Source organism: Pseudomonas sp. JL27(2026) (assembly GCF_056933555.1).
In genome coordinates this window covers 4,066,836-4,088,765 of the sequence record NZ_CM167794.1, presented here as the reverse complement: position 1 = coordinate 4,088,765, position 21,930 = coordinate 4,066,836, and the positions used below count along the sequence as shown (strand labels likewise).

At 48.8% G+C, this 21,930-nt stretch carries 20 protein-coding genes; all 20 read left to right on the top strand.

The features are described from left to right. The first annotated feature begins 158 nt into the window (after positions 1-158). The 20 genes from AC1Z1G_RS18595 to AC1Z1G_RS18500 all read left to right on the top strand — a co-directional run bounded on the left by AC1Z1G_RS18595 (position 159) and on the right by AC1Z1G_RS18500 (position 21,886). Positions 159-440, top strand: coding sequence for a hypothetical protein (locus AC1Z1G_RS18595; RefSeq protein WP_483621624.1), 282 nt, complete (start codon positions 159-161; stop codon positions 438-440). A 167-nt stretch (positions 441-607) separates the two neighbouring features. Then, a complete protein-coding gene (gene ihfB / locus AC1Z1G_RS18590) occupies positions 608-904 on the top strand; it encodes an integration host factor subunit beta (RefSeq protein ID WP_030141011.1) in 297 nt (98 codons plus the stop codon). 38 nt (positions 905-942) lie between these two features. Further along, positions 943-1,170, top strand: coding sequence for a lipopolysaccharide assembly protein LapA domain-containing protein (locus AC1Z1G_RS18585; RefSeq protein WP_483621622.1), 228 nt, complete (start codon positions 943-945; stop codon positions 1,168-1,170). A gap of 146 nt (positions 1,171-1,316) precedes the next feature. Then, positions 1,317-2,402: an LPS O-antigen chain length determinant protein WzzB gene (locus AC1Z1G_RS18580; RefSeq protein WP_483621620.1), complete on the top strand. Its 1,086-nt coding sequence runs from the start codon at positions 1,317-1,319 to the stop codon at positions 2,400-2,402. A 1,319-nt stretch (positions 2,403-3,721) separates the two neighbouring features. Next, positions 3,722-5,014 carry a Vi polysaccharide biosynthesis UDP-N-acetylglucosamine C-6 dehydrogenase TviB gene (gene tviB / locus AC1Z1G_RS18575; protein WP_483621618.1) on the top strand — a complete coding sequence of 431 codons (1,293 nt, stop codon included), beginning with the start codon at positions 3,722-3,724 and terminating at the stop codon, positions 5,012-5,014. A gap of 11 nt (positions 5,015-5,025) precedes the next feature. Then, positions 5,026-6,054 (top strand): NAD-dependent epimerase/dehydratase family protein, encoded by a 1,029-nt coding sequence (locus AC1Z1G_RS18570; RefSeq protein WP_483621617.1) that lies wholly within the window; start codon positions 5,026-5,028, stop codon positions 6,052-6,054. A gap of 90 nt (positions 6,055-6,144) precedes the next feature. Next, on the top strand, positions 6,145-7,341 hold the full coding sequence (locus AC1Z1G_RS18565; protein WP_483621615.1) for an MATE family efflux transporter: 1,197 nt from the start codon (positions 6,145-6,147) through the stop codon (positions 7,339-7,341). A gap of 114 nt (positions 7,342-7,455) precedes the next feature. Next, positions 7,456-8,544 (top strand): hypothetical protein, encoded by a 1,089-nt coding sequence (locus tag AC1Z1G_RS18560; RefSeq protein ID WP_483621613.1) that lies wholly within the window; start codon positions 7,456-7,458, stop codon positions 8,542-8,544. Beyond that, positions 8,541-9,710, top strand: a complete 1,170-nt coding sequence (locus AC1Z1G_RS18555) for a glycosyltransferase (RefSeq protein WP_483621611.1) — start codon at positions 8,541-8,543, stop codon at positions 9,708-9,710. Before AC1Z1G_RS18560 ends, AC1Z1G_RS18555 begins: the two co-directional genes overlap by 4 nt. 15 nt (positions 9,711-9,725) lie before the next feature. Further along, entirely contained in the window at positions 9,726-10,925 is a 1,200-nt protein-coding gene (locus AC1Z1G_RS18550; RefSeq protein WP_483621609.1) for a glycosyltransferase family 4 protein, read from the top strand. A gap of 43 nt (positions 10,926-10,968) precedes the next feature. After that, positions 10,969-12,102: an N-acetyl sugar amidotransferase gene (locus AC1Z1G_RS18545; RefSeq protein WP_483621608.1), complete on the top strand. Its 1,134-nt coding sequence runs from the start codon at positions 10,969-10,971 to the stop codon at positions 12,100-12,102. After that, on the top strand, positions 12,099-12,713 hold the full coding sequence (hisH, locus tag AC1Z1G_RS18540; protein ID WP_483621606.1) for an imidazole glycerol phosphate synthase subunit HisH: 615 nt from the start codon (positions 12,099-12,101) through the stop codon (positions 12,711-12,713). The genes AC1Z1G_RS18545 and hisH overlap by 4 nt, the downstream gene beginning before the upstream one ends. A 1-nt stretch (position 12,714) precedes the next feature. Then, positions 12,715-13,500: an AglZ/HisF2 family acetamidino modification protein gene (locus tag AC1Z1G_RS18535; RefSeq protein WP_483621605.1), complete on the top strand. Its 786-nt coding sequence runs from the start codon at positions 12,715-12,717 to the stop codon at positions 13,498-13,500. A gap of 31 nt (positions 13,501-13,531) precedes the next feature. Continuing rightward, positions 13,532-14,566, top strand: a complete 1,035-nt coding sequence (locus tag AC1Z1G_RS18530; RefSeq protein ID WP_483621603.1) for a polysaccharide biosynthesis protein — start codon at positions 13,532-13,534, stop codon at positions 14,564-14,566. Positions 14,567-14,569: 3 nt separating this feature from the next. Then, positions 14,570-15,688, top strand: coding sequence for a UDP-2-acetamido-2,6-beta-L-arabino-hexul-4-ose reductase (gene wbjC, locus AC1Z1G_RS18525; RefSeq protein WP_483621601.1), 1,119 nt, complete (start codon positions 14,570-14,572; stop codon positions 15,686-15,688). Between the two features lie 25 nt (positions 15,689-15,713). Continuing rightward, positions 15,714-16,844, top strand: a complete 1,131-nt coding sequence (gene wecB, locus AC1Z1G_RS18520) for a non-hydrolyzing UDP-N-acetylglucosamine 2-epimerase (RefSeq protein ID WP_483621599.1) — start codon at positions 15,714-15,716, stop codon at positions 16,842-16,844. Between the two features lie 14 nt (positions 16,845-16,858). After that, positions 16,859-18,115: a glycosyltransferase family 4 protein gene (locus tag AC1Z1G_RS18515; RefSeq protein WP_483621597.1), complete on the top strand. Its 1,257-nt coding sequence runs from the start codon at positions 16,859-16,861 to the stop codon at positions 18,113-18,115. Between the two features lie 199 nt (positions 18,116-18,314). After that, positions 18,315-19,355, top strand: coding sequence for an MraY family glycosyltransferase (locus tag AC1Z1G_RS18510; RefSeq protein ID WP_483621595.1), 1,041 nt, complete (start codon positions 18,315-18,317; stop codon positions 19,353-19,355). A gap of 83 nt (positions 19,356-19,438) precedes the next feature. Then, entirely contained in the window at positions 19,439-21,436 is a 1,998-nt protein-coding gene (locus AC1Z1G_RS18505) for a polysaccharide biosynthesis protein (RefSeq protein WP_483627909.1), read from the top strand. Between the two features lie 114 nt (positions 21,437-21,550). Further along, positions 21,551-21,886 (top strand): ComEA family DNA-binding protein, encoded by a 336-nt coding sequence (locus AC1Z1G_RS18500; protein WP_483621593.1) that lies wholly within the window; start codon positions 21,551-21,553, stop codon positions 21,884-21,886. Positions 21,887-21,930: the final 44 nt, after the last annotated feature.

Genomic DNA, 21,930 nt, shown 5'->3' with positions numbered 1-21,930 from the left:
TTTTGTGCCTGCGATTTGGTGGCGTTCCCGGTTGCTGGGCTAGATTTTTGAAACTATAAGCCCTGGCGGAGTGTCTTTTTCGAGAGGGGATAAATGATCAATTCACAGCTAGGCTTCAGCTTGAGGTAAGTCGTCGAATATCAGGCATAAGGATGAGGATGATCAAGCTTGTCGTGGCATTGGCAGTACTGGTGTTGGTGGGGTGCACAACCAACAGTAAAACCCATGTGGTTCGCGGAGTGAGCGGTGTGGAGATTGACTGTTCAGGGCTCGGTTCGGGTTGGGAGAAATGCTATAAACGCGCTTCGCGTGAATGCAAGCCGTTAGGCTACAAGGTATTGGCGAAATCCAGCGATGCAAAGGACGATGAAGGTGAGTATCCGTTCGGTTGGAACCCTGCGGGCTACCTGACACGAACCATGCTTGTTGTGTGTCGATAGTGCGTTGGGTGCGCAGTTTTGGTGCGTTGTCGTGTGTAGCGTATAGCCTCTTTTGTGGCACTAATGTGTCCGTATCGGTAAGTCATTGCATGGGCTGTTCAAATTTCGTCAGGCATGCTAAAACCTTTGAAGCGCTTATCTAGCTGCTTGAAAAAGAAGGGAAAAATATGACGAAGTCGGAGTTGATCGAACGAATTGTCACCCATCAAGGGCTGCTCTCATCCAAGGATGTGGAGCTGGCCATCAAGACCATGCTTGAACAAATGTCCCAGTGCCTGGCCACGGGGGATCGAATAGAGATCCGTGGCTTCGGCAGCTTCTCCTTGCACTACCGTGCGCCGCGCGTCGGCCGAAATCCAAAAACCGGTCAATCTGTCAGTCTTGATGGTAAATTTGTACCTCACTTCAAACCAGGTAAAGAGTTAAGAGACCGGGTTAATGAAGATGAGGATGATGATGTTTGACTTGTGGAGTCGGGGGCGCTGTGCATAGGTTTAAGCGGATGGTGCTTGTATTAATAGCGTTGTTGATTGTCGGCGGAGTTGTGGTTTTCATGCTTGAAAATCAGCAGCTCGTAGCTTTATCTTTTCTAGGTTGGTCTACGCCGAGTATTCCCGTATCTTTGTATATTGTTCTTGCCTTTTTGTTAGGTTTGATAGTTGCTCCGCTGCTCGTGAGTGTCACCCTGCGTAGGGGGGTGTCTAAAGTCAATTTGTTTTCTAGGGGTTAATGTGTCTATCTTTAATGGCTGTTGAGAGGTATTTTGGTGACACAGCCCTTGGCTGTTACATAGGGTGTTTACTTTAGTGTTCCTGTCTTGGCTTTTACCAAAATACCTTTAAAGTGTATTTTATGTGTGGCAGTAGGGGCCGCTTGGTGATTCAAGAACTGAAGGATTGTAACGGTATGCAGAATCAGCATGTGGCTGATAGAGACTCAGATGATTTTGATCTTCTCGAGATTTTTCGTGGTGTATGGCTGCATAAATGGTTGTTCCTGATAGCGGCGGGCGCGGTCACCTTGCTCTCGATCATCTATGCATATTTAGCTGTGCCTATCTATGAAGCGCGAGGCTACATCGTTCCGCCCACTCAGAACGATATTGCAAACTTAAACTATGGGCGTACTAAAGAGTCTGAGCTTGCACCGTATTTGGTTAAAGATGTCTATGCGATATTTGTGCGAAACTTGCAGTCCGAGTCTTTAAGGCGAAGTTTCTTTAGAGATGTCTATTTGCCATCATTGAGTGAGTTGGAGCGCCAGAGCTCGCAAGACATTCTCTACCGGAACTTTTCGGCTGCTCTTGTGACGGGTGTGCCAGGAAAAGATGTTCCTGATAGGTATTCGATTGTCGTGCAGGGCGTGAATCCTGCTTTGGCGGCGGATTGGGTACGTTTGTATGTGGCTCGGGCCGGTGATGCTGCCAAGCAGGAGTTGATCCAAGATACTTCTTCTGAAGCTGAGGTTCGTGCTCGAAGTATTGAGCAGCAGATTTCTTCTCTGCGTGAACGGGCATTAAAAAATCGTGAGGATACGATTTTCCAACTTCAGGAGGCCTTGAGTGTTGCTGGTCAAATCGGTCTGGAAAAACAACTGATTGTGTCTGGAAGTGTTCCAGCAGATGTGTCAGGGGCGGTGGATGGTCGTTTGATTTACTTGCGTGGCACGAAGGCTTTAGAGGCAGAAGTGGAAAGCCTGAAGGCTCGCGATTCAGATGATCCCTTTATCAATGGGTTACGTCTGCTGCAAAGTAAATACAGTTTCTATAACAGCCTGAAAGTAGAGCCGGAAGGGGTTTCTGTCTATCGATTGGACGGTGCGATAGAAACGCCGGACAGTCCAATAAAACCAAGAAAGGCTCTGATTATTTTTGGAGGGTTGATTTTCGGTGTGGGCTTGGGGATTTTACTAGCTCTTGGGCGCTATTTTTATCTTGCGAAGAGAAGTAAATCTATCTATTGATTAATAGTTTGATGTGTGATTTTCAGTGGGTGGCTCGGCGCCACCCTTGGTAGGGGGGGGGGCGGATAGAAATCTGTCATTGTCAAATTATCGCTTTGGATATTGATTAAATGACGGGTGGTGTCGCGGGGGCTTCGGAGCGGTTCCGTGCGCGCTCTCTATGCGATCTTGGATCGTCGCGCTGTCTTTCAAATATGGCTTAAGTGCTCAAGTGTAAATATAAATCGCATTTGTGACTGGGCGCTGCATGTAATCAGGGCCCCTTCTAATCAGCGCCAACCGTTGAGGTGCTCATCTGGCCCCTGCGCCAACCTGTATCTCCTTAGTTCTGCCTCCCGTGACAGTCGCGTGCTGTCGCTCTTCGAATTCTGGGTTTCTATGCGTTCTTCATCTCTTTTTGTCAAGAGTGGCTCTTATAGCATGCGCTTGTAATAAAGAGGCTGCTGTCATAGTAGTGCCCTCAAATTGAGTCGGGCCTCAGATCGTGCTTAACTCTGCTTGCCGGATATTTTGGACAGCTCTCCCCTGGATTAGCGTCTCTCGTGGGTGGGAATGCTCCGAATACCAAGGGGCGGTGCTTGTGGTTTCCGTATTATGTTGTATTCGCCGTATAATCAGCGGCCTGATAGTTTGTGTTGTGTAAGCCGCATCAGGATGCGGCAAGCATGTGATGTGTTCTTCCGACATGTGGCATGTGAGCGAAGCGTGCTCGGAGAGCGCCAGGGTGTAGATTTACAGACTGTCTGGTCAGCCAAAGGGTTTTCACTACGTTTGAGATAAGTCAGGCTGCAGGTAAATGCTCATAAACCCCGAACGGTGGTGCACTGCTACAGCTCTGGGGCCGTCATTGAAGCGGGTGATAGTTTTCATGACGAGCTGTTTGGGGGGGAGGAGATTTTGTCCAGGCTGGTGAGGATGCGCCGTGTTGCTTGTGAATCTGCCCCATCGTATGCAGAAAGCTACACTGCCCCTACCTGTACTGGTCCCAGTAAAGGTCGTGCCAGGGAGGCGCGGGGATTTCTTGCTCCTTGCCTTCAGGGTGCTGATCGTTAAGCACGAGGCGGTATTGCTTTGAGCGACACCTTAAGCATGCATTTGCGGATCAATGTCAGTAAGGCATTTATTTAATGAGATTGGTTGAGCAGAGTAAACGATCGATCAGGGATGCGAAATTTTCGCAGCTGGGCTGCGAGCCTTACCAGTACTCTGAGGGGGCAGCACTTTGGAACGATTTAAATTTTTGATGACCTTGTAGAAGGTTCATAGCTTGGGTTTTGCAAATGGCCCAATGACATTATTAGCATGTTTGGAAGAGTGAAATGCCAATAGAGTTCCTGGATTTGAACGATAAAAAAATAGCCGTCATTGGCCTTGGTTATGTCGGGTTACCTCTGGCTGTTGAGTTCGGTAGAAAGCGTGCGGTTGTTGGATTTGATATTAATGCTAAGCGCATTTCTGAGCTTCAAGGTGGCCATGATGCGACGCTTGAAGTTGATGCGGATGAGTTGGCAGCGGCAGGGAACTTGACGTTCAGCAGTCGAGTTGAAGATATCGCAGAGTGTGAGATATATATTGTCACCGTTCCCACTCCAGTAGATGCTGCAAATCATCCGGACTTCACTCCGCTTGTGATGGCGAGTCGAACAGTAAGCAAAATTCTAAAGGCTGGTGATGTCGTAATATACGAGTCTACTGTCTACCCAGGTGCAACTGAAGAGATTTGTGTTCCGGTACTTGAGCAAGGCTCAGGCTTGAAATTTAATGTTGATTTCTTTTGTGGTTATAGCCCGGAGCGAATCAACCCGGGTGACAAAGAACACCGTCTCCCGAGTATCAAGAAAGTAACCAGCGGAAGCACGCCGAGTGTTGCGATAGCGGTTGATCAATTATATGCTCAGATAATAACCGCTGGCACTCATATGGCCAGCAGTATCAAGGTAGCGGAGGCGGCCAAGGTCATAGAAAACACGCAAAGAGATGTTAACATCGCTTTGATGAATGAGCTTAGTCTGATCTTTAACAAGCTTGGTATTGATACGCTTGAAGTGCTTCAAGCGGCCGGGACTAAATGGAATTTTCTACCTTTCCGTCCAGGGTTAGTAGGTGGGCATTGCATTGGGGTCGACCCGTATTATTTGACGCATAAAGCGCAGCAGGTTGGTTACTACCCAGAAGTTATATTGGCGGGTCGTCGAATTAATGACAGTATGTCTGCTTATGTGGCGGATCAACTTGTTAAGTTAATGCTGAGGAAGAATATATCGGTTCTGGGCAGTAACGTGTTGGTTCTCGGTCTGACATTTAAAGAAAACTGCCCCGATATTCGTAATACCAAGGTTGTCGATATCATAAAGGAACTTCAGAGTTACAATACGAATGTTGATGTTTATGATCCTTGGATAAATGTGGCCGAAGCCAAATCCGAGTATGGTTTGGAATGTTTGGGTGGTCTTCCGGCTAAAGGACACTATGACGCTATCGTGCTTGCGGTAGGGCATTCGCAGTTTGTAGAGATCGGTGAAGAGGGGCTGAAGGCTTTCGGACGATCCGGGGCGGTTGTTTATGATGTCAAGGGCGTTTTGCCTCTTGGTGCAGCCGACGGCCGGCTATGAATGGAGTTGTTATGACCGCTTATCAAAAGCTGCAAAATGATCTGCTGCAAAATTCGCGAACGTGGTTGGTGACCGGTGTTGCGGGTTTTATTGGAAGCAATCTGTTAGAAACACTGCTGAAGTTAAATCAGAAAGTGATAGGGCTGGATAATTTTTCAACAGGTTTTCAGAGTAACCTCGATGAGGTCCGTAGCTTGGTTACCGCCGAGCAGTGGAGCAGCTTTGAGTTTGTTGAGGGTGACATTCGGGTGCTTGCAGATTGCGAGCGCGCTTGTAAAGGCGTTGATTACGTATTACATCAAGCCGCTCTAGGTAGTGTGCCGCGTAGCTTGCAGGATCCGATCACTACCAATGCCTCGAACATTGATGGTTTTCTTAACATGTTGGTTGCTGCTCGCGACGCGAATGTCAAAAGCTTTACGTATGCAGCCAGTAGCAGCACTTATGGAGATCATCCAGCGCTGCCGAAAGTTGAACATACGATTGGTAAGCCCTTAAGTCCGTATGCAGTTACGAAGTATGTAAACGAACTTTATGCGGATGTGTTTTCGCGCTGTTATGGCTTCAACTCCATCGGGTTGCGTTATTTTAACGTTTTTGGCCCACGTCAAAATCCAGGTGGTGCCTATGCTGCGGTTATACCCAAGTGGGCATTGTCGTTGCTTGAGGGGGAGGCGGTTTATATAAATGGTGATGGTGAAACCAGTCGTGACTTCTGTTTTATAAAAAATACGGTGCAAGCTAATCTTCTGGCTGCGACCACACAAGATGTGGCGGCTAAAAACCAGATTTATAATGTGGCTGTAAGCGGTAGAACGACACTGAATTCTCTATTTGCATTGCTTCGCAAAAACTTGACTCAATACGGTGTTTTGGAAAGTTCGGAGCCCGTCTATAGAGAGTTTCGTGCTGGGGATGTGCGTCATAGTCAGGCTGATATTAGTAAGGCGCAGAACCTCTTGGGTTATGATCCGACTCATGACTTGGCCAAGGGCGTTGAAGAAACGGTGCCGTGGTATGCAGGCTTGAAGCGGGTGTGACCCTGTTTTCATGTGTAGGGTGATTGCCCAATTCGGAGTCGCGTTTATGTAGTACGCGACTCTGTTAGCCGTTGCTGATAGAGGTTTGATTTGTTTAATAACGTAAAGAAACTATTACTCGGCAACGGTTTGGCGCAGGCTATTCAGTTTGGGTCGATTGTGTTTTTATCTCGAATCTATTACCCGGCTGATTTTGCATTACTGACGCAAGCTCAGTCAATCGCAACGATATTAGCGGTCATTGCTACTCTGCAGATGCATTTGTCTATTCCGTTGACGAAGGGGGTGGATGAGGCACGCAACATTGCTCGAATAGTTGAGTCACTAAGCTTTTTTCTTTTCTTGGTAACGGCTCCCATCGCTATTTATTTGGGAAAGATATACATTTTTGCGTTTGTTCTGACACTTGCGGTGGCAGTGTCCAATACATGCAATAGCTACCTTGTGTTTAGCGGGGATTTCGGGCGTCTGTCCGGTTTCTACATCAAGAGAGCTCTTTTGATTGTTGGCGTTCAATTCGGATGTGCTGCTCTATCGGTCCAAGATGGACTGCTATGGGGGGCGGTTATTGGTGAGGCGGCAACAGCACTTTATCTGCGCAAGGCGACATTTGGATTTTCGAAAATTCATTTCAGCCTACGAGCTATTTGGGAAACTACGCTGCGCCTACGATCATTTTCTTTTTACGGTACAACACAAGAGTTGACGTCTGTCGCTGCTTTTTATGCGCCTTTGATTCTATTTACGTCAACATTGGGTGCTGATATTGGTGGGCAGTACGCAATGGTGAATCGATTGGTTTGGGGGCCTACGATCCTTCTCACAAGCAGTATTGCTCAAGTTCTCTATCACCAGTTTGGTAAGGTTCCTCCACGTCGAGGTGATAGTAGTTCCCTGAGTTATCTATTTTTAGATAGAAAGATTTTTCTGGCCGCGATTCTGGCTTGCTTGATCGCCTTTCAGCTTGAGGATCTTTACTTGTTTGTTTTGGGTGGGCAGTGGGGCTTAGCCAGTAAAATGTTACCGTGGGGCATGACGTGGGGAGCGGTATTTCTGATGTCTATTCCTTTTCGAGTAGCCTGCCGAGTACTTCACTTGCAAAAATACCAGCTGTTAGTAGATGGGGTGACGCTTTCATCTATATGGCTAATGTTCACATTTTCTAGCTTTACTCCTATTGGGATGATGCAAGGACTGGTTGGGATTGCATTTGTGCAAAATGCCCTATTGGCGCTTGCTGTGTGGGTGAGCATAAGATACAAGGCGCAAGACACGGCAGGGCCGTAGTCTGATATATACATTGGAGTTTCATTAGGGCTTGGCCTGGATGCCAAGCCTTTGAACCCGTCAGGTAGTGCTTCAGTTTGGCGATGTCGGTTTATTTTATAGGTCTTTATATTTATGAAGCTTATGGTTAAGCGGTCAAGACTAGTTGGTATAATTGGAGTTCCGCTATTTTTGGCGTTGTGCGTGGGGTATTTTTTATTATTTTCGCAAGATTTAGAGTCTTATGATGGTGTAACGGGTTTCTTTCAGTTGGCTTTGAATGCACACGATCATTTTGTTTATATTGATGCTTTGAGGTCCATTCGTGATTCTGGCTTTCAGTTCGGCTTGAATAATGACTTCGGTATTGCTGCTATTTATACGGCCTTAGGCTATTTGATGCCGTTTTTAGTAGAGCCCGACTATGTGTTGATATCTTTTGTTTTTAACTGCCTTGTATTGTTCTTATGCTACTTGTTCTATGCGTCTGTGTCTGATCGTTTTGGTTTGGGGGTGGTGGGTAAGCTGTCTTTTTTTGCCAATACGTATTTTTTGTATTTCGCACAACTTATCAATAAAGATATGTTGACGGTCTGTATTTTGTTGTTTGCAATCTACAGTGCGCTAAATAGAAGGCTTCTATTGCTCGTGCTGCTATTGCCATTAATGGGGTTGATACGGTTGCAGTTGTTGGTGTTTGTCCCGATTTTTGTGTTTCTAATGCTTGTCAGGCGACCTTTTGTCTGGATGGTATTGGCGTATCTAGGGACTTCTTTGCTCGCTGGTATACTGACAGTTATTGCACCTATTATCGGGGAGGAGAGCCTTGGTGAGGGGTTTAGTGCCTTTGTAGTGGGCTTTAATCAAAGCTACTATATTGGATATGTACTGTTTAATCCGATTCGTTTGGTGCAATTTGTCATGGATGCCTACAGTTCGTTTTCGTTTATAACGGATTCCGGTGATCTTGATGTTGCTAGGATTTTAAGGGTCCCGCAGTTATTGGTGCTCTTGCTGCTGGTTAAGCCTGTGTTGTCGATGGGGTTCAATTTTAGTTATTGGTTACGCTCGCCAGCCAAGCCACTGGTCGTTGCAGTGTTTGCATTTTTATTGGCGTGGCTGATGAATCCAACGGTGAATGTAAGGTATGTAATGCTGATTACTCCAGTGCTCGTATTGTTTGCATTGTACGCAAGGAAAAATAATCCACGGGTAGCGCAATGAAAAAAGTTTTATACACCGGAGCCTTTCGATTTCCCGAAGGTGATGCGGCGGCCTTTCGAGTACAGTCCATAGCAGAATTGTTTGATCGTTCAGGATGTTCTGTATCCTTTGCCGGCTGGGAAAGTTCAGCGGCGGGTGCAGAGTATAGTTATCGTGGTTATCGATGCTATCCGCAGGCCGAATTTCGAGAAAAGAAACTGGGCGCAGTCAATCGTCTGATTGGTTTTATCTTTCGCGGAGTCAACACGTTGCGATGGTTAAAGTCCAATAGGGAGTTTGACATTGTAGTTGCATACAATCCTCCGGCCCTCTTTGCGTTAATACTTCAGTTCTTGGCGTGGAAGTGGAAGTTTACGCTTATGTTGGACAGTACGGAATGGTACGAGAGTGCTCACTTGCCAGGAGGGCGCTACGGTATTGCGGCTCTGGAGAACTGGGTGCGCATGCGCCTTGTTTATCCACGCTTCAAAAATATAATTTGTATTAGTGTTTTTCTAGAGGACTATTTCTCTACACGAAATATTGTTCGAGTCCCGCCCTTGGTGTCCTGGCCTATCGAAGCGGTTTCAAGAGAGCCGTTGAGGTCGTGCATTAAATGCATTTATGCCGGTGAGGCGGGCAAGAAGGATCAGGTTCTGGACTTTGTACGCGCGCTGCCCAACATTTCTAAGGCGTTGAACTGCAGGGTTGTATTCACGTTGCTGGGGCAGGATTGGGAGTCTCTGAGGTCGCTTCTTGAGGAGCAAGGCATGGTGGCGCAGGAGTACGCACCATTTGTACGCTGCTTGGGACGTGTCAGTCGTGAAAGGGTGGCTGCCGAATACAAGGTCAGCCATTTTTCGATTCTGCTACGCGAAGACAGACGATACGCCCATGCAGGCTTTCCGACCAAGGCAATGGAAAGTTGGTCACACGGTTGCCCTATCATATGCAACAACGTCGGCGATCTGGGTAGACTGGTCACCGAGTTTGAGGATGCGATAGTCGTCGACAAAAAAACGATCGAGAGCCAACTCATCAAAGCGTTCCAGCATATAATTGACGCGGATCTTTGGCCTGGCATGTCCGATCACAGTCTCGGTAAGGCTCGACAGTGCTTTGAGTCTTCAGTCTACCAGCCGTCGTTCGGAGCGTTTCTTGAGCGCGCTGATGACAAATTTCGTTAAAGTAACGGTAATTTTATGAATGTTGGCGTTTCAAGCGTGATCGTAAACACTTCAAACACAGAGGTGCGTCGACCAATCGTCGCCATTGACGCATCGCGCAATCGCTCAGGAGGAGCCAAGGCTCATCTCTTGGGTATTCTTGCAGCGGTGGATCCTCGAGATCATGGCATAGACTCAATTCACGTTTGGTCCTACAAGTCGCTTTTGGATGCGCTTCCTGACTATCCGTGGCTCGTCAAGCACAATCCCCCCGAGCTTGAGCAATCGTTGCTACGTCAGCTGTGGTGGCAGTTTTTTCGTCTCCCAGAGGAAATCAAGTCCAGCGGTTGCGATGTGCTTCTGACCACGGATGCAGGTTCGATTTGCCCTTTTTCTCCTGCGATCTCAATGAGTCGCGACATGCTTTCATTTGAGCGCGGCGAGATGGAGAGGTATGGTTTTTCGCTAGCGCGATTGCGCTTGCTGCTTTTACGGTATGTGCAAGTTAGTTCCTTGCGCAGGGCTAGCGGTGCGTTGTTTTTGACCAAATATGCTTCCGACGTCATTCAGAGTTTTACCGGTGCCCTTGCGAACGTTCGGATCATTCCCCACGGTCTGAGTGAGAAATTCAGGCATGCTCCCCTGGCATCGGATGGTGTTGAAGACCGGGAGATTCGTTGCGTTTATATTTCCAATGCCGATTTGTATAAGCATCAATGGCACGTAGTCAAAGCCATCAAACAGTTGCGTGATTCGGGTCAATCACTCTCATTGCATTTGGTTGGCGGCGGCGCTGGACGTGCAAAAGCATTACTTGATAGTGCGATAGAAGAAACGGATCCGAGGGGACAGTTCGTCGAGGTGGTTGATGCTGTTGCGCACAGTGAAATTCCTGCCTACCTCGCCAAGGCCGATATTTTTATCTTTGCATCAAGTTGCGAAAATATGCCGAATACTCTAGTCGAAGCAATGGCTAGCGGATTACCAATTGCGTGCTCGAACAGAGGGCCGATGCCTGAAATTCTTCAAGACGCGGGAGTCTACTTTGATCCTGAAAACTCTGAATCAGTAGCCCAGGCGGTACTTCAGTTGTTACAGAGCGAAACATATCGTAAGCAATTGGCAAATAAGGCTTATACGCTTGCGGGCCAATATTCATGGACCCGTTGCGCTGAGGAAACTTGGTTGTATCTGACAGATACCTGGTCTACTCAGTTAGCAAAAAATACTAATTAATAATGAATTCAAGCTTTTTGATTTTCTATTGAGTCGATAAAGAATGAGCTATCAGATCTGTAAGAACTGCATCATGGATACAAGTGATAAGAATATCACTTTTGATGATCGAGGTTGGTGCGAGTACTGTAATAACTTTCATGATGTTATTGCACCAAGTTGGCATACGGATGGTGTAGGCGAAGCCGAACTCATGCGCTTGGCTAGCAAGATCAAGAAGGAAGGTCGTGGTAAGGATTTTGATTGCGTTATCGGCTTGAGTGGCGGGTTGGATAGCTCTTATCTCGCCTATGTTGCTAAAGAAAAGATGGGACTGCGTCCTTTACTTTTTCATGTGGATGCAGGTTGGAATACTGACCAGGCTGTGGGCAACATCGAGAAGTTGGTCGATGGCTTGGGGTTGGATCTTTATACTGAGGTTATCAACTGGGAGGAGATGAAAAACCTTCAGGTTGCTTTTCTCAAGGCTCAAGTTCCTGATCAGGATATACCTCAGGACACGGCATTCTTTTCTGGGCTGTATACGTTCGCTAAAGCACATAAGATTAAATATGTTCTGACGGGGGCGAACTACTCTACTGAATGCTGTAAGGAGCCGGAGCAGTGGGGTGCCTACCCTGGCATTGATAAAACCCTTATTGGGGATATTTATAAAAAGTTTGGTTCTCGACCATTAAAAAGCTTTCCGATTGTCGATATATTGTCGTATAAAATTTACTATCGATATGTTTTGGGTATGAAAGTAATTCGGCCGCTGAATCTGATTCCTTATATAAAGCATGAGGCTGAGGATACGCTGGCAAAACTTTTTGGTTGGAAAAAATTTCAGCATAAGCATCATGAATCCAGGTTTACTCGCTTTTATGAGGATTACTGGATGCCACGCAAATTCGGTTATGAGAAGCGTAGAGCGCACTTCTCAAGCATGATCATGACAGGGCAGATGACGCGAGAGGCGGCCCTGGAGCGTATCGCTAAGCCGGAGTTGGATGAGCAATTTTTGAAGTCCGAGTTTGAGTATGTTGCTCATAAGCTTGATTTGAGCGTTCCTGAGCTTCAAACAATTTTTGAAGGCGAGAACCGAACCTGTCAAGACTATAAGAACAAACGGTTTTTGATCGGTATAGGCTCTCGCGTTCTCAGCGCTCTCGGTATCGAGAAAAGGCTCTTTAAATGATCAAGATTGTTGATTATGGTCTTGGAAATATCCAGGCATTTGTCAATGTTTACAGGCGCCTTCATATTCCGGTTGAAGTAGCGAAATGCGCAGAAGATCTTGTGGGCGCCAGTAAGATTATCTTGCCGGGTGTCGGTGCATTTGACCATGCGATGGAGCGTCTGGAGGCGTCGGGCATGCGCCCTATGCTGGATGATCTTGTGCGCGTGCAGAAGGTCCCGGTGTTGGGTATTTGTGTTGGCATGCAGATTCTTGCTGATTCCAGCGAGGAGGGCGTTTTGCCCGGTCTGGGTTGGGTTTCGGGTACCGTTCGGTCGTTTGAGTCAGTTTCGGGGCTCGAAAATCTCGCATTGCCACATATGGGTTGGAATGATGTGCAGGCGACTACTGACTCAGCGTTGTTTACAGGGCTTGAGGAAGAGTCGCGTTTCTATTTCCTGCATTCTTTTTTCTTTGAGTGCCTGGCAGCCAGCGATGCAGCGGCCACTTCAGTGTATGGTTTGAACTTTAGTTGTGCAGTCAAGAACGATAATGTTTTTGGTGTGCAATTTCACCCCGAAAAAAGTCATCATTTCGGCGTCAGACTTCTGAAAAATTTTGCGGAACTGTGAAATGCTGAGACCTAGAGTTATTCCGTGTTTATTGATTCAGGATGGTGGGCTTGTTAAAACCGTCAAGTTCAAAGAACCGAAATACGTCGGTGATCCCATCAATGCCGTCAAGATTTTCAACGAAAAGGAGGCTGATGAACTCATCGTTGTAGATATTGACGCCACTGTACATGGCGTTGAACCGAATTATAAGCAGATCGCCAAGCTCGCAGCAGAGTGTCGAATGCCACTGTGTTATGGCGGTGGGGTCCGCACAGCAGAACAGGCGAAGCGAATAATTGCGCTGGGTGTAGAAAAAGTTGCTATCAGTTCAGCGGCAATCGCCAACCCGGGTTTGATTGCGGAAATTGCCGAGGAAATTGGGCGGCAGAGCGTGGTGGTGGTCCTGGACTACAAGCGCAGAATGCTGAGCAAGGTCTGCGACGTATGGACTCATAACGGCACTCGCAATACCAAGCGTAATGTGCTTGAAGTCGCACAGGAGCTCGAGAAGCTGGGCGCCGGAGAAATCGTTCTTAACTCTATTGAGAATGACGGTCGAATGAAGGGATATGATGTGGCCCTTGCGATCGAGCTGCGTAAGGCCGTACGTCTTCCCATCACGATTCTCGGGGGCGCTGGTTCGCTCGACGATATGCGAAGTGTCGTCGAAGCGTGCGGTGTTGTGGGTGTTGCAGCAGGAAGCTTTTTTGTATTCAAAGGTTCTTATAGAGCGGTGCTTATCAGTTACCCTACTGCTCAGCAGAAAGAAGAAATTATTTATTCAGCCTTACGATCCGACCACTAATGTGGCGTCACCATTAATTTAGGAATTATCTATGTTTGTCGGAAAAAAACTTCTTATCTCTGGTGGTACGGGATCGTTCGGAAACGCTGTTTTGAAACGGTTCCTGGATACTGATATCGCGGAAATCCGGATTTTCAGTCGAGATGAAAAAAAGCAAGACGACATGCGTAAGCGTTATGCCAGTGACAAATTGAAGTTTTACATTGGTGATGTTCGTGATTATCAGAGTGTTTTAAATGCAACGCGTGGCGTGGATTATATTTTTCATGCGGCAGCACTCAAGCAAGTGCCTTCCTGTGAGTTTCACCCCATGGAAGCGGTAAAGACCAATGTCATTGGTACTGATAACATGCTGGAGGCGGCCATCCAGAATGAGGTCAAGCGTGTTGTTTGTTTGAGCACTGACAAAGCGGTTTACCCAATTAACGCGATGGGTATTTCCAAGGCCATGATGGAAAAGGTCATGGTTGCCAAGTCGCGCAATGTCGATGAAACCAAAACAGTTATTTGTGGGACGCGTTACGGTAACGTAATGGCTTCTCGCGGCTCGGTCATTCCCCTCTTTATTGATCAGATCAGAGCTGGAAAAGCACTGTCTATCACCGATCCCAATATGACGCGTTTCATGATGACGTTGTCGGATGCTGTAGACCTGGTGCTGTACGCTTTTGAACACGGTAACAACGGTGACCTGTTTGTCCAGAAAGCGCCGGCCGCCACAGTCGAAACCCTGGCGCGGGCACTCACTATGATGGTCGGAAAACCTGAGCACCCTATTCAGGTTATCGGTACTCGTCATGGCGAGAAGCTTTATGAGGCGCTGCTGAGTCGTGAAGAGATGGCCTGTGCCGAAGACATGGGGGAGTACTTCCGGGTTCCGCCTGATCTGCGTGATTTGAACTACAGTAAGTTTGTAGAGCAAGGTGAAGAGAGAATCTCCACCATGGAGGACTACAACTCTCACAATACTGAACGTTTGGACGTCGAAGGCATGCAGAAGTTGCTGTTGAAACTGGATTTCATGCGCGCGATTCAGCGTGGCGAACATGCCACTCCTGAGGAGTAATGTATGAAGATTTTGATCACTGGCGCCAATGGATTCGTAGCGAAAAACCTTATTGCGCACTTACGTGAGCGTCAGGATATTGAGGTTTTGCAGTTCTCTCGCAACGACGCACTCGCGGATTTGAAGTCGCTGCTGGCCCAGGCTGATTTTGTTTTTCACCTGGCCGGTGTCAACCGTCCTCAAAACCCGGACGAATTCAAAGAAGGGAACGCTGATCTAACGCGGTTACTCTGCGAGGGCGTTGCTGCCAGTGGTCGAAAAACCCCGGTACTCTATACCTCTTCGATACAGGCCGAACTGACAAATGCCTATGGCACAAGCAAACGTGAAGCTGAGGAGGCATTGCTGGAGTTGGCCTCTCAGCATGGTGTGCCTGTGCACTTGTTCCGGTTACCTAACGTATTCGGCAAGTGGGCGCGACCAAACTATAACTCTGCCGTAGCGACGTTTTGCCATAACATTGCCCGTCAACAGCCTATTCAAATCAATGACCCTGCTGCGCCAATCTCATTGGTTTACATTGATGATGTTATTGCGCACTTTATTTCTGTGATGGATGGAAAGCTGTCGGGATCTCCTTTTGTAGAGGTTGAGCCCTGCTATGCGACCACGGTCGGTGAGCTATCTGATCAGTTGCACGCTTTTCGGGACAGCCGCGATAGTTTGATCACCGAGCCGGTGGGGACGGGGTTGACGCGAGCGCTCTACTCCACTTATCTCAGTTACGTCCCGCCTGAGCATTTTACTTATGAAGTGCCTAAATACGGGGATCCCCGGGGCGTATTCGTTGAGATGCTCAAGACTAAGGATTCAGGTCAGTTTTCATATTTTACTGCTCATCCTGGCATTACTCGGGGCGGCCATTATCATCACTCGAAGACCGAAAAGTTTCTGGTTATCAAGGGGACGGCATGCTTCCGTTTTCGACACATTGTTTCCGGTGAGTTTTATGAACTGGTCACCCAGGGCGATAAACCCGAGATTGTAGAGACCGTTCCTGGCTGGACTCATGACATTACCAATGTGGGCGAAGACGAGATGATTGTAATGCTCTGGGCCAATGAGATTTTTGATCGTGAGCATCCGGATACTTATGCACTGCCTGTCGGCACTGAAGCGTAATTGCATTTTTAATTAGAGATTTTGAATGAAAAAGTTAAAAATTGTCACGGTAGTAGGTACTCGTCCAGAAATTATTCGTTTGTCCAGAGTCATCAGTGCGCTTGACGAATATTGTGACCATACGTTGGTTCACACTGGACAGAACTATGACTACGAACTTAACGAGATTTTCTTTCAAGATCTGGGTATTCGTAAACCGGATCACTTTCTCAATGCCGCCGGAGCAAGCGGTGCCGAGACGATTGGTAATGTAATCATCTCCGTTGATCGGGTTCTCGCCGAGGTTCAGCCCGAAGCCCTGTTAGTACTGGGTGATACGAATAGTTGTATGGCGGTCATTCCAGCCAAGCGACGGAAAATCCCAACATTCCATATGGAAGCGGGTAACCGTTGTTTTGATATGCGGGTGCCAGAGGAAATAAACCGACGTATTGTTGACCACACGGCGGATATCAATCTTACTTATAGCACTATCGCTCGAGATTACCTGCTGCGCGAAGGTTTGCCAGCAGACATGGTCATCAAGACGGGCAGCCCGATGTTTGAGGTATTGACTCACTATCGCGAAGGTATTGAGTCGTCAGATGTTCTTGAACGTCTTTCTCTTGAAACCGGCAAGTTTTTTGTCGTCAGCGCACACCGTGAAGAAAATATTGATTCGGACAAGAACTTCCTTAAGCTGGTAGAAACGCTCAATACGGTTGCCGAGCATTACGATTATCCGGTGATCGTATCTACCCATCCTCGTACCCAGAAGCGTGTCGATGCGATGGGCGTTACGTTTCACAAGAATGTTCAATTGCTCAAACCTTTGGGTTTCAAGGACTATAATAAACTCCAATTGAGTGCCAAAGCGGTACTGTCAGACAGTGGCACGATCAATGAAGAGTCCTCGATTCTTAACTTCCCGGCACTGAACATTCGTGAAGCTCACGAGCGTCCTGAGGGCATGGAAGAGGCCGCGGTCATGATGGTGGGGCTTGAAGTCGAGCGTGTGATGCAGGGCCTATTGGTTCTGGAGAACCAGAGTCGCGGAGAGTCTCGCTCGTTGCGGTTAGTCGCTGATTACAGCATGCCTAACGTGTCGGAAAAGATTGTTCGGATTGTTCATAGCTACACTGACTATGTAAATCGTATTGTTTGGAAGCGGTACTAATCAGAGTCAATTCAATGCCGGAGAATAAATTGAAAGTCTTGGTCGTCACGCAATATTTTTGGCCTGAAAATATGCGTATTAATGACTTGGTCAGCTATTTGACCGAAAAGGGACATGAAGTCACCGTACTGACCGGATTGCCAAATTATCCCGAAGGCAGTGTCTATGATGCCTACCGTGCGGACCCCGCGCGGTTTTCGGAGTATGCCGGTGCAAAGCTGATCAGGGTTCCACTGATCCCTCGAGGCAAGCGCAGTATCACTCTGGCGTTGAATTACTTCTCTTTTTTTACCAGTGCATCGACCCTCGGAGCATGGAAGCTTCGTGGTAAAGAGTTCGATGCAGTGTTTGTCTATGGGGTTTCGCCGATCATGTCGGCGATTCCGGCCTTGATCATAGGTCGATTGAAGAAAGCCCCCGTTTCGATCTGGATCCTTGACTTGTGGCCGGAGTCGCTCAGAGCCGTAGGGGTTATCAGTAATCCGACATTACTGGGGATGGTTGGTCGAGTCGTGTCCTGGATCTACAACCGCGCGGATTATCTGCTTTTGCAATCTCACGGTTTCTTCGAAAACGTCCGCACCTACTGCACGAAGGCGATTGATCCGCAGCGACTGGTCTACTTCCCTAGTTGGGCTGAAGATGACTTTTCCAGTTCGACACCGGTAACGTCGAAGCTTCTCGAGCGGGATGATAGCCAATTCACAGTAGTGTTTGCCGGCAACCTGGGCGACGCACAAGGATTCCCCGCTATTCTCGATGCAGCTGAATTGTTGGTGGGGCAGGTGCCTATACGTTGGGTCATCGTTGGCGATGGGCGTATGAGTGAGTGGATTGGCGAACAGGTGAAATCCCGAGGCCTGGATAACGTGATTTTGTTGGGGCGTCATCCGCTTGACGAGATGCCTGGTCTGTTCGCCTGTGCGGATGCCTTGCTTGTATCGCTGAAGGCTAATGATGTTTTCGATAAAACCATTCCAGGCAAAGTACAGGCTTACCTGGCGTCTGGAAAACCGGTTTTGGGTATGATTAATGGTGAGGCTGCGCGAGTAATTGATGAGTCCGGGGCGGGTTTTGCCTGCCCGTCAGGTAACGCGAGCGAACTTGCCCGGATTACCTTGAGGTTGGCAACTACTGACGCGAGTCAACGTGAGGCAATGGGCTTGGCGGGGCGCGAGTATTACTTGAGTAACTACTCTAAACCAACGCTTCTTTCGCGGCTGGAACAACTCTTGCGTGACGGAACCTTGAGAAGAACGGCCCCTAAGTAATACCGCGTTGGGCTCTTGGATTTGTTAGCGGAAGCGACAGGTGTACGCTAGGCCGGTTATACGTTTTCTGTCGCTACGGCTAAGCTGCGCAGCAGGAAATAGCGTCGATGTCAGGCTGCTGAAGGGTATTGGTCGCATCGATCGCCGTTGTCCAGGCCTCGAAAGTTGCGGTGTTGAATTATAGGGAACACGAAAGACAATGATTTATTGGTGGTTGATACTTGGCGTTGCTGCTCTTTCATTGCTGCTGACTGCAGCCTTACGGCGTTACGCTCTGGCGCGCAGTATTATTGATATCCCAAATGCTCGCAGTTCCCATTCGGTTCCGACCCCGCGAGGTGGTGGTGTTGCGATTGTCTTGGCGTTCCTGCTTGCTTTGCCTTTTCTGGCGGTAACCGAGCTTTTTCCGGTGCCGGTGCTCTTGGCGTTGGGCGGGTCGGGAATACTGGTGGCTATCGTCGGTTTTATGGATGACCACGGTCACATAGCTGCTCGGTGGCGTTTGCTTGGACATTTCACGGCTGCCGGTTGGGCACTGTTCTGGCTGGGTGGTTTGCCGGCGTTCAATGTGTTCGGTATGACCGTTGATTTAAGTTGGGCAGGGCATGTACTCGCCGCTGTGTATCTCGTGTGGATGCTCAACCTTTACAACTTCATGGATGGTATTGATGGCATTGCCAGCATTGAGGCGATGTGTGCCTGCCTTGGAGCGTGCCTGCTTTACTGGCTGGCTGGCTATGAAGGGATGGTCTGGCTTCCGTTGCTTCTGGCCATGGCGGTTGCCGGGTTTCTGTTCTGGAACTTCCCACCTGCGCGAATTTTTATGGGCGATGCCGGAAGCGGCTTCCTCGGGGTTGTGTTGGGTGTGCTGTCGCTCCAGGCCGCGTGGGCGTCTTCGCAATTGCTATGGGCCTGGCTGATCCTGCTGGGTGTATTTATCGTCGATGCAACCTTCACGTTGATTCGTCGTCTTGTGCGGGGCGACAAGGTGTACGAGGCGCACCGCAGCCACGCTTATCAGTTTGCATCCCGTCAATTCGGCAGGCATTTACCAGTGACACTTGCTGTCGGTGTTATCAACCTGATTTGGCTATTGCCTGTCGCGCTGTGTGTCGTCTGCCTGGGATTAGATGGAGCACTAGGTCTGATCGTCGCGTACCTGCCCTTGATAGCCTTGGCAGTAAAGTTTCATGCAGGCCAACTCGAAGTCACGAGTGCGTCCAACAGCACAGGCGCATGAAGATTTAAACGCCTAGGGTGTAACAAGCGACGTAGAATGCCTACGCGAGAACCAATACGGGAGCAGGTTAAGTGTTCGAAGGGGTGATGGATAAGTTACGGGAATTCCTGCTGGGGTTACCACGTCGGCGCAAGCGACTGATACAGGTTTCTACTGATGTCGTCGTAGTCTGGGCCGCATTGTGGCTGGCTTTCGTCGTTCGTCTGGGTATCGACGAAATGACCAACCCGTTTATCGCTCATATGTGGTTGTTTATTGCTGCGCCTCTCGTCGCCATCCCTCTGTTCATACGCTTTGGCATGTACCGTGCCGTCATGCGTTACTTTGGCAATGATGCCCTGATTGCGATCGTCAAGGCTGTGAGCCTCTCGTCGTTGATTCTAGGTGTTGTGGTCTATTGGTACAGCAATCATCAGAATGTTGTGCCGCGCTCGATCATTTTTAACTATTGGTGGTTGAGTTTGATCATGGTCGGCGGCTTGCGGTTGGCCATGCGCCAGTATTTTTTAGGCGACTGGTTCACAGCGGCTCAGCATGTTCCATTCACCAATCGTGATGATGGGCTGCCAAAAGTTGCCGTTTACGGTGCAGGGGCCGCGGGCAATCAGCTCGTGGCGGCCTTGCGTATGGGACGCGTTATGCGCCCTGTCGCTTTTATCGATGATGACAGCGGAATTTCCGACCGTGTCATTTCCGGGCTACAGGTCTATAAGCCCAAAAATATTTTGCGAATGATCGAGAATACGGGTGCACAGGAGATTCTCCTCGCCATACCTTCTTCCAATCGCGCACGACGTCGTGAAATTCTGAGTTTCCTGGAAGGTTTCCCGTTGCACGTCCGAAGTGTTCCGGGGTTCATGGACCTGGCCAGTGGTCGAGTCAAGGTCGATGATATTCAGGAAGTCGACATTGCCGATCTATTGGGGCGTGATTCGGTGCCGGCGCAAGGTGAACTGCTTGAGCATTGCATTCGCGAACAAAATGTATTGGTGACGGGTGCGGGGGGGTCTATCGGTTCAGAGCTGTGCCGACAAATCCTGGCCCTGCGACCCACGACTCTGCTGCTGTTCGAGCATAGCGAGTTCAATCTTTACAGCATTCTGTCAGAACTTGAACAGCGTATTGCTCGTGAATCACTTTCGGTTCGTCTTTTGCCGATATTGGGTTCGGTGCGTCACCAGAGCAAACTGCTGGATGTGATGAAAACCTGGCAAGTGAATACCGTCTACCATGCCGCCGCTTACAAACATGTGCCGATGGTGGAGCACAATATTGCCGAGGGCGTGCTGAACAATGTCATGGGAACGCTGAACACCGCACAGGCAGCACTGCAGGCTGGTGTTGCGAACTTTGTTTTGATTTCAACAGACAAAGCCGTTCGCCCAACCAATGTAATGGGCAGTACCAAACGGCTTGCCGAGTTGACACTGCAAGCACTGAGCCACGAAGTTGCACCGGTACTGTTTGGTGATAGAGCGAATGTGTCCAGGGTCAATAAAACCCGGTTCACGATGGTACGATTTGGCAATGTCCTGGGTTCATCGGGGTCCGTGATTCCGCTGTTTCACAAGCAGATCAAGTCGGGCGGCCCGCTGACGGTCACGCATCCGAAGATCACTCGTTACTTCATGACCATCCCCGAGGCCGCACAGTTGGTGATTCAGGCCGGCTCGATGGGGCAGGGCGGCGATGTGTTTGTGCTCGATATGGGGGAGCCGGTCAAAATTGTCGAGTTGGCTGAGAAGATGATCCACCTTTCCGGCTTGAGCGTGCGATCCGAAAAGAACCCTCATGGTGATATTGCGATCGAGTTCACTGGCCTTCGCCCAGGCGAGAAACTCTATGAGGAGTTGCTGATCGGTGACAATGTTGCAGCGACTCAACACCCTATGATCATGAGCGCCAATGAAGATCATCTGTCGTGGGAAACGCTTAAGACGAAACTGGATGAACTGCTCAGTGCCGTGGAGCAAGACGATTACTCTCGAGTCCGGCAACTGCTTCGCGATACGGTAAGTGGTTATACCCCGGACGGTGAAATCGTCGACTGGATCTATCAGCAGCGTCGTCTCGATCCCTGATTGTTACACATCCTGTAATGCAGCCATTTTTGACATGTCTGCACCATGACCTAGGTTTGAGAAGCAGCTTCGGAAAAGCTGCTTCTTCCTAATCGATGTCATGGAGCGTCACTTATGCGTACAGGCTATTTCTACTCTCTGGTTTTCGCCCTGTTGACCAGCGCCTCTATCGCTGTTGTCGCAGCGCCTGGTGCAAAACCTGAAGGCGCGACAGCGCCTTTGATGGTGCAGGCTGCACCCTCCGAAGAGTCCGCAAAAATCAATCTGAACGCAGTTGACGCACCCACTCTACAGCGGGAACTCTCTGGTGTGGGTGAAGCAAAAGCCAAGGCGATTGTTGCATACAGAGAAGGTAATGGGCCGTTCGCTTCGGTGGATGAGCTGTTGGAAGTGAAAGGGATCGGCAAGGCGATTCTGGAGAGGAATCGTGACAAGCTTGAAGTGAACTGATTCGAACAGGTAGTTGCCAGAGGCCGGTCATTGACCGGCCTTTC

Coding starts and splice junctions, on each gene's coding strand:
- wecB (WP_483621599.1), top strand. CDS start 15,714: ATGAAAAAGTTAAAAATTGTCACGGTAGTAGGTACTCGTCCAGAAATT.
- AC1Z1G_RS18515 (WP_483621597.1), top strand. CDS start 16,859: ATGCCGGAGAATAAATTGAAAGTCTTGGTCGTCACGCAATATTTTTGG.
- AC1Z1G_RS18595 (WP_483621624.1), top strand. CDS start 159: ATGATCAAGCTTGTCGTGGCATTGGCAGTACTGGTGTTGGTGGGGTGC.
- AC1Z1G_RS18550 (WP_483621609.1), top strand. CDS start 9,726: ATGAATGTTGGCGTTTCAAGCGTGATCGTAAACACTTCAAACACAGAG.
- tviB (WP_483621618.1), top strand. CDS start 3,722: ATGCCAATAGAGTTCCTGGATTTGAACGATAAAAAAATAGCCGTCATT.
- AC1Z1G_RS18530 (WP_483621603.1), top strand. CDS start 13,532: ATGTTTGTCGGAAAAAAACTTCTTATCTCTGGTGGTACGGGATCGTTC.
- AC1Z1G_RS18500 (WP_483621593.1), top strand. CDS start 21,551: ATGCGTACAGGCTATTTCTACTCTCTGGTTTTCGCCCTGTTGACCAGC.
- AC1Z1G_RS18585 (WP_483621622.1), top strand. CDS start 943: ATGGTGCTTGTATTAATAGCGTTGTTGATTGTCGGCGGAGTTGTGGTT.
- AC1Z1G_RS18545 (WP_483621608.1), top strand. CDS start 10,969: ATGAGCTATCAGATCTGTAAGAACTGCATCATGGATACAAGTGATAAG.
- ihfB (WP_030141011.1), top strand. CDS start 608: ATGACGAAGTCGGAGTTGATCGAACGAATTGTCACCCATCAAGGGCTG.
- wbjC (WP_483621601.1), top strand. CDS start 14,570: ATGAAGATTTTGATCACTGGCGCCAATGGATTCGTAGCGAAAAACCTT.
- hisH (WP_483621606.1), top strand. CDS start 12,099: ATGATCAAGATTGTTGATTATGGTCTTGGAAATATCCAGGCATTTGTC.
- AC1Z1G_RS18555 (WP_483621611.1), top strand. CDS start 8,541: ATGAAAAAAGTTTTATACACCGGAGCCTTTCGATTTCCCGAAGGTGAT.
- AC1Z1G_RS18510 (WP_483621595.1), top strand. CDS start 18,315: ATGATTTATTGGTGGTTGATACTTGGCGTTGCTGCTCTTTCATTGCTG.
- AC1Z1G_RS18535 (WP_483621605.1), top strand. CDS start 12,715: ATGCTGAGACCTAGAGTTATTCCGTGTTTATTGATTCAGGATGGTGGG.
- AC1Z1G_RS18570 (WP_483621617.1), top strand. CDS start 5,026: ATGACCGCTTATCAAAAGCTGCAAAATGATCTGCTGCAAAATTCGCGA.
- AC1Z1G_RS18560 (WP_483621613.1), top strand. CDS start 7,456: ATGAAGCTTATGGTTAAGCGGTCAAGACTAGTTGGTATAATTGGAGTT.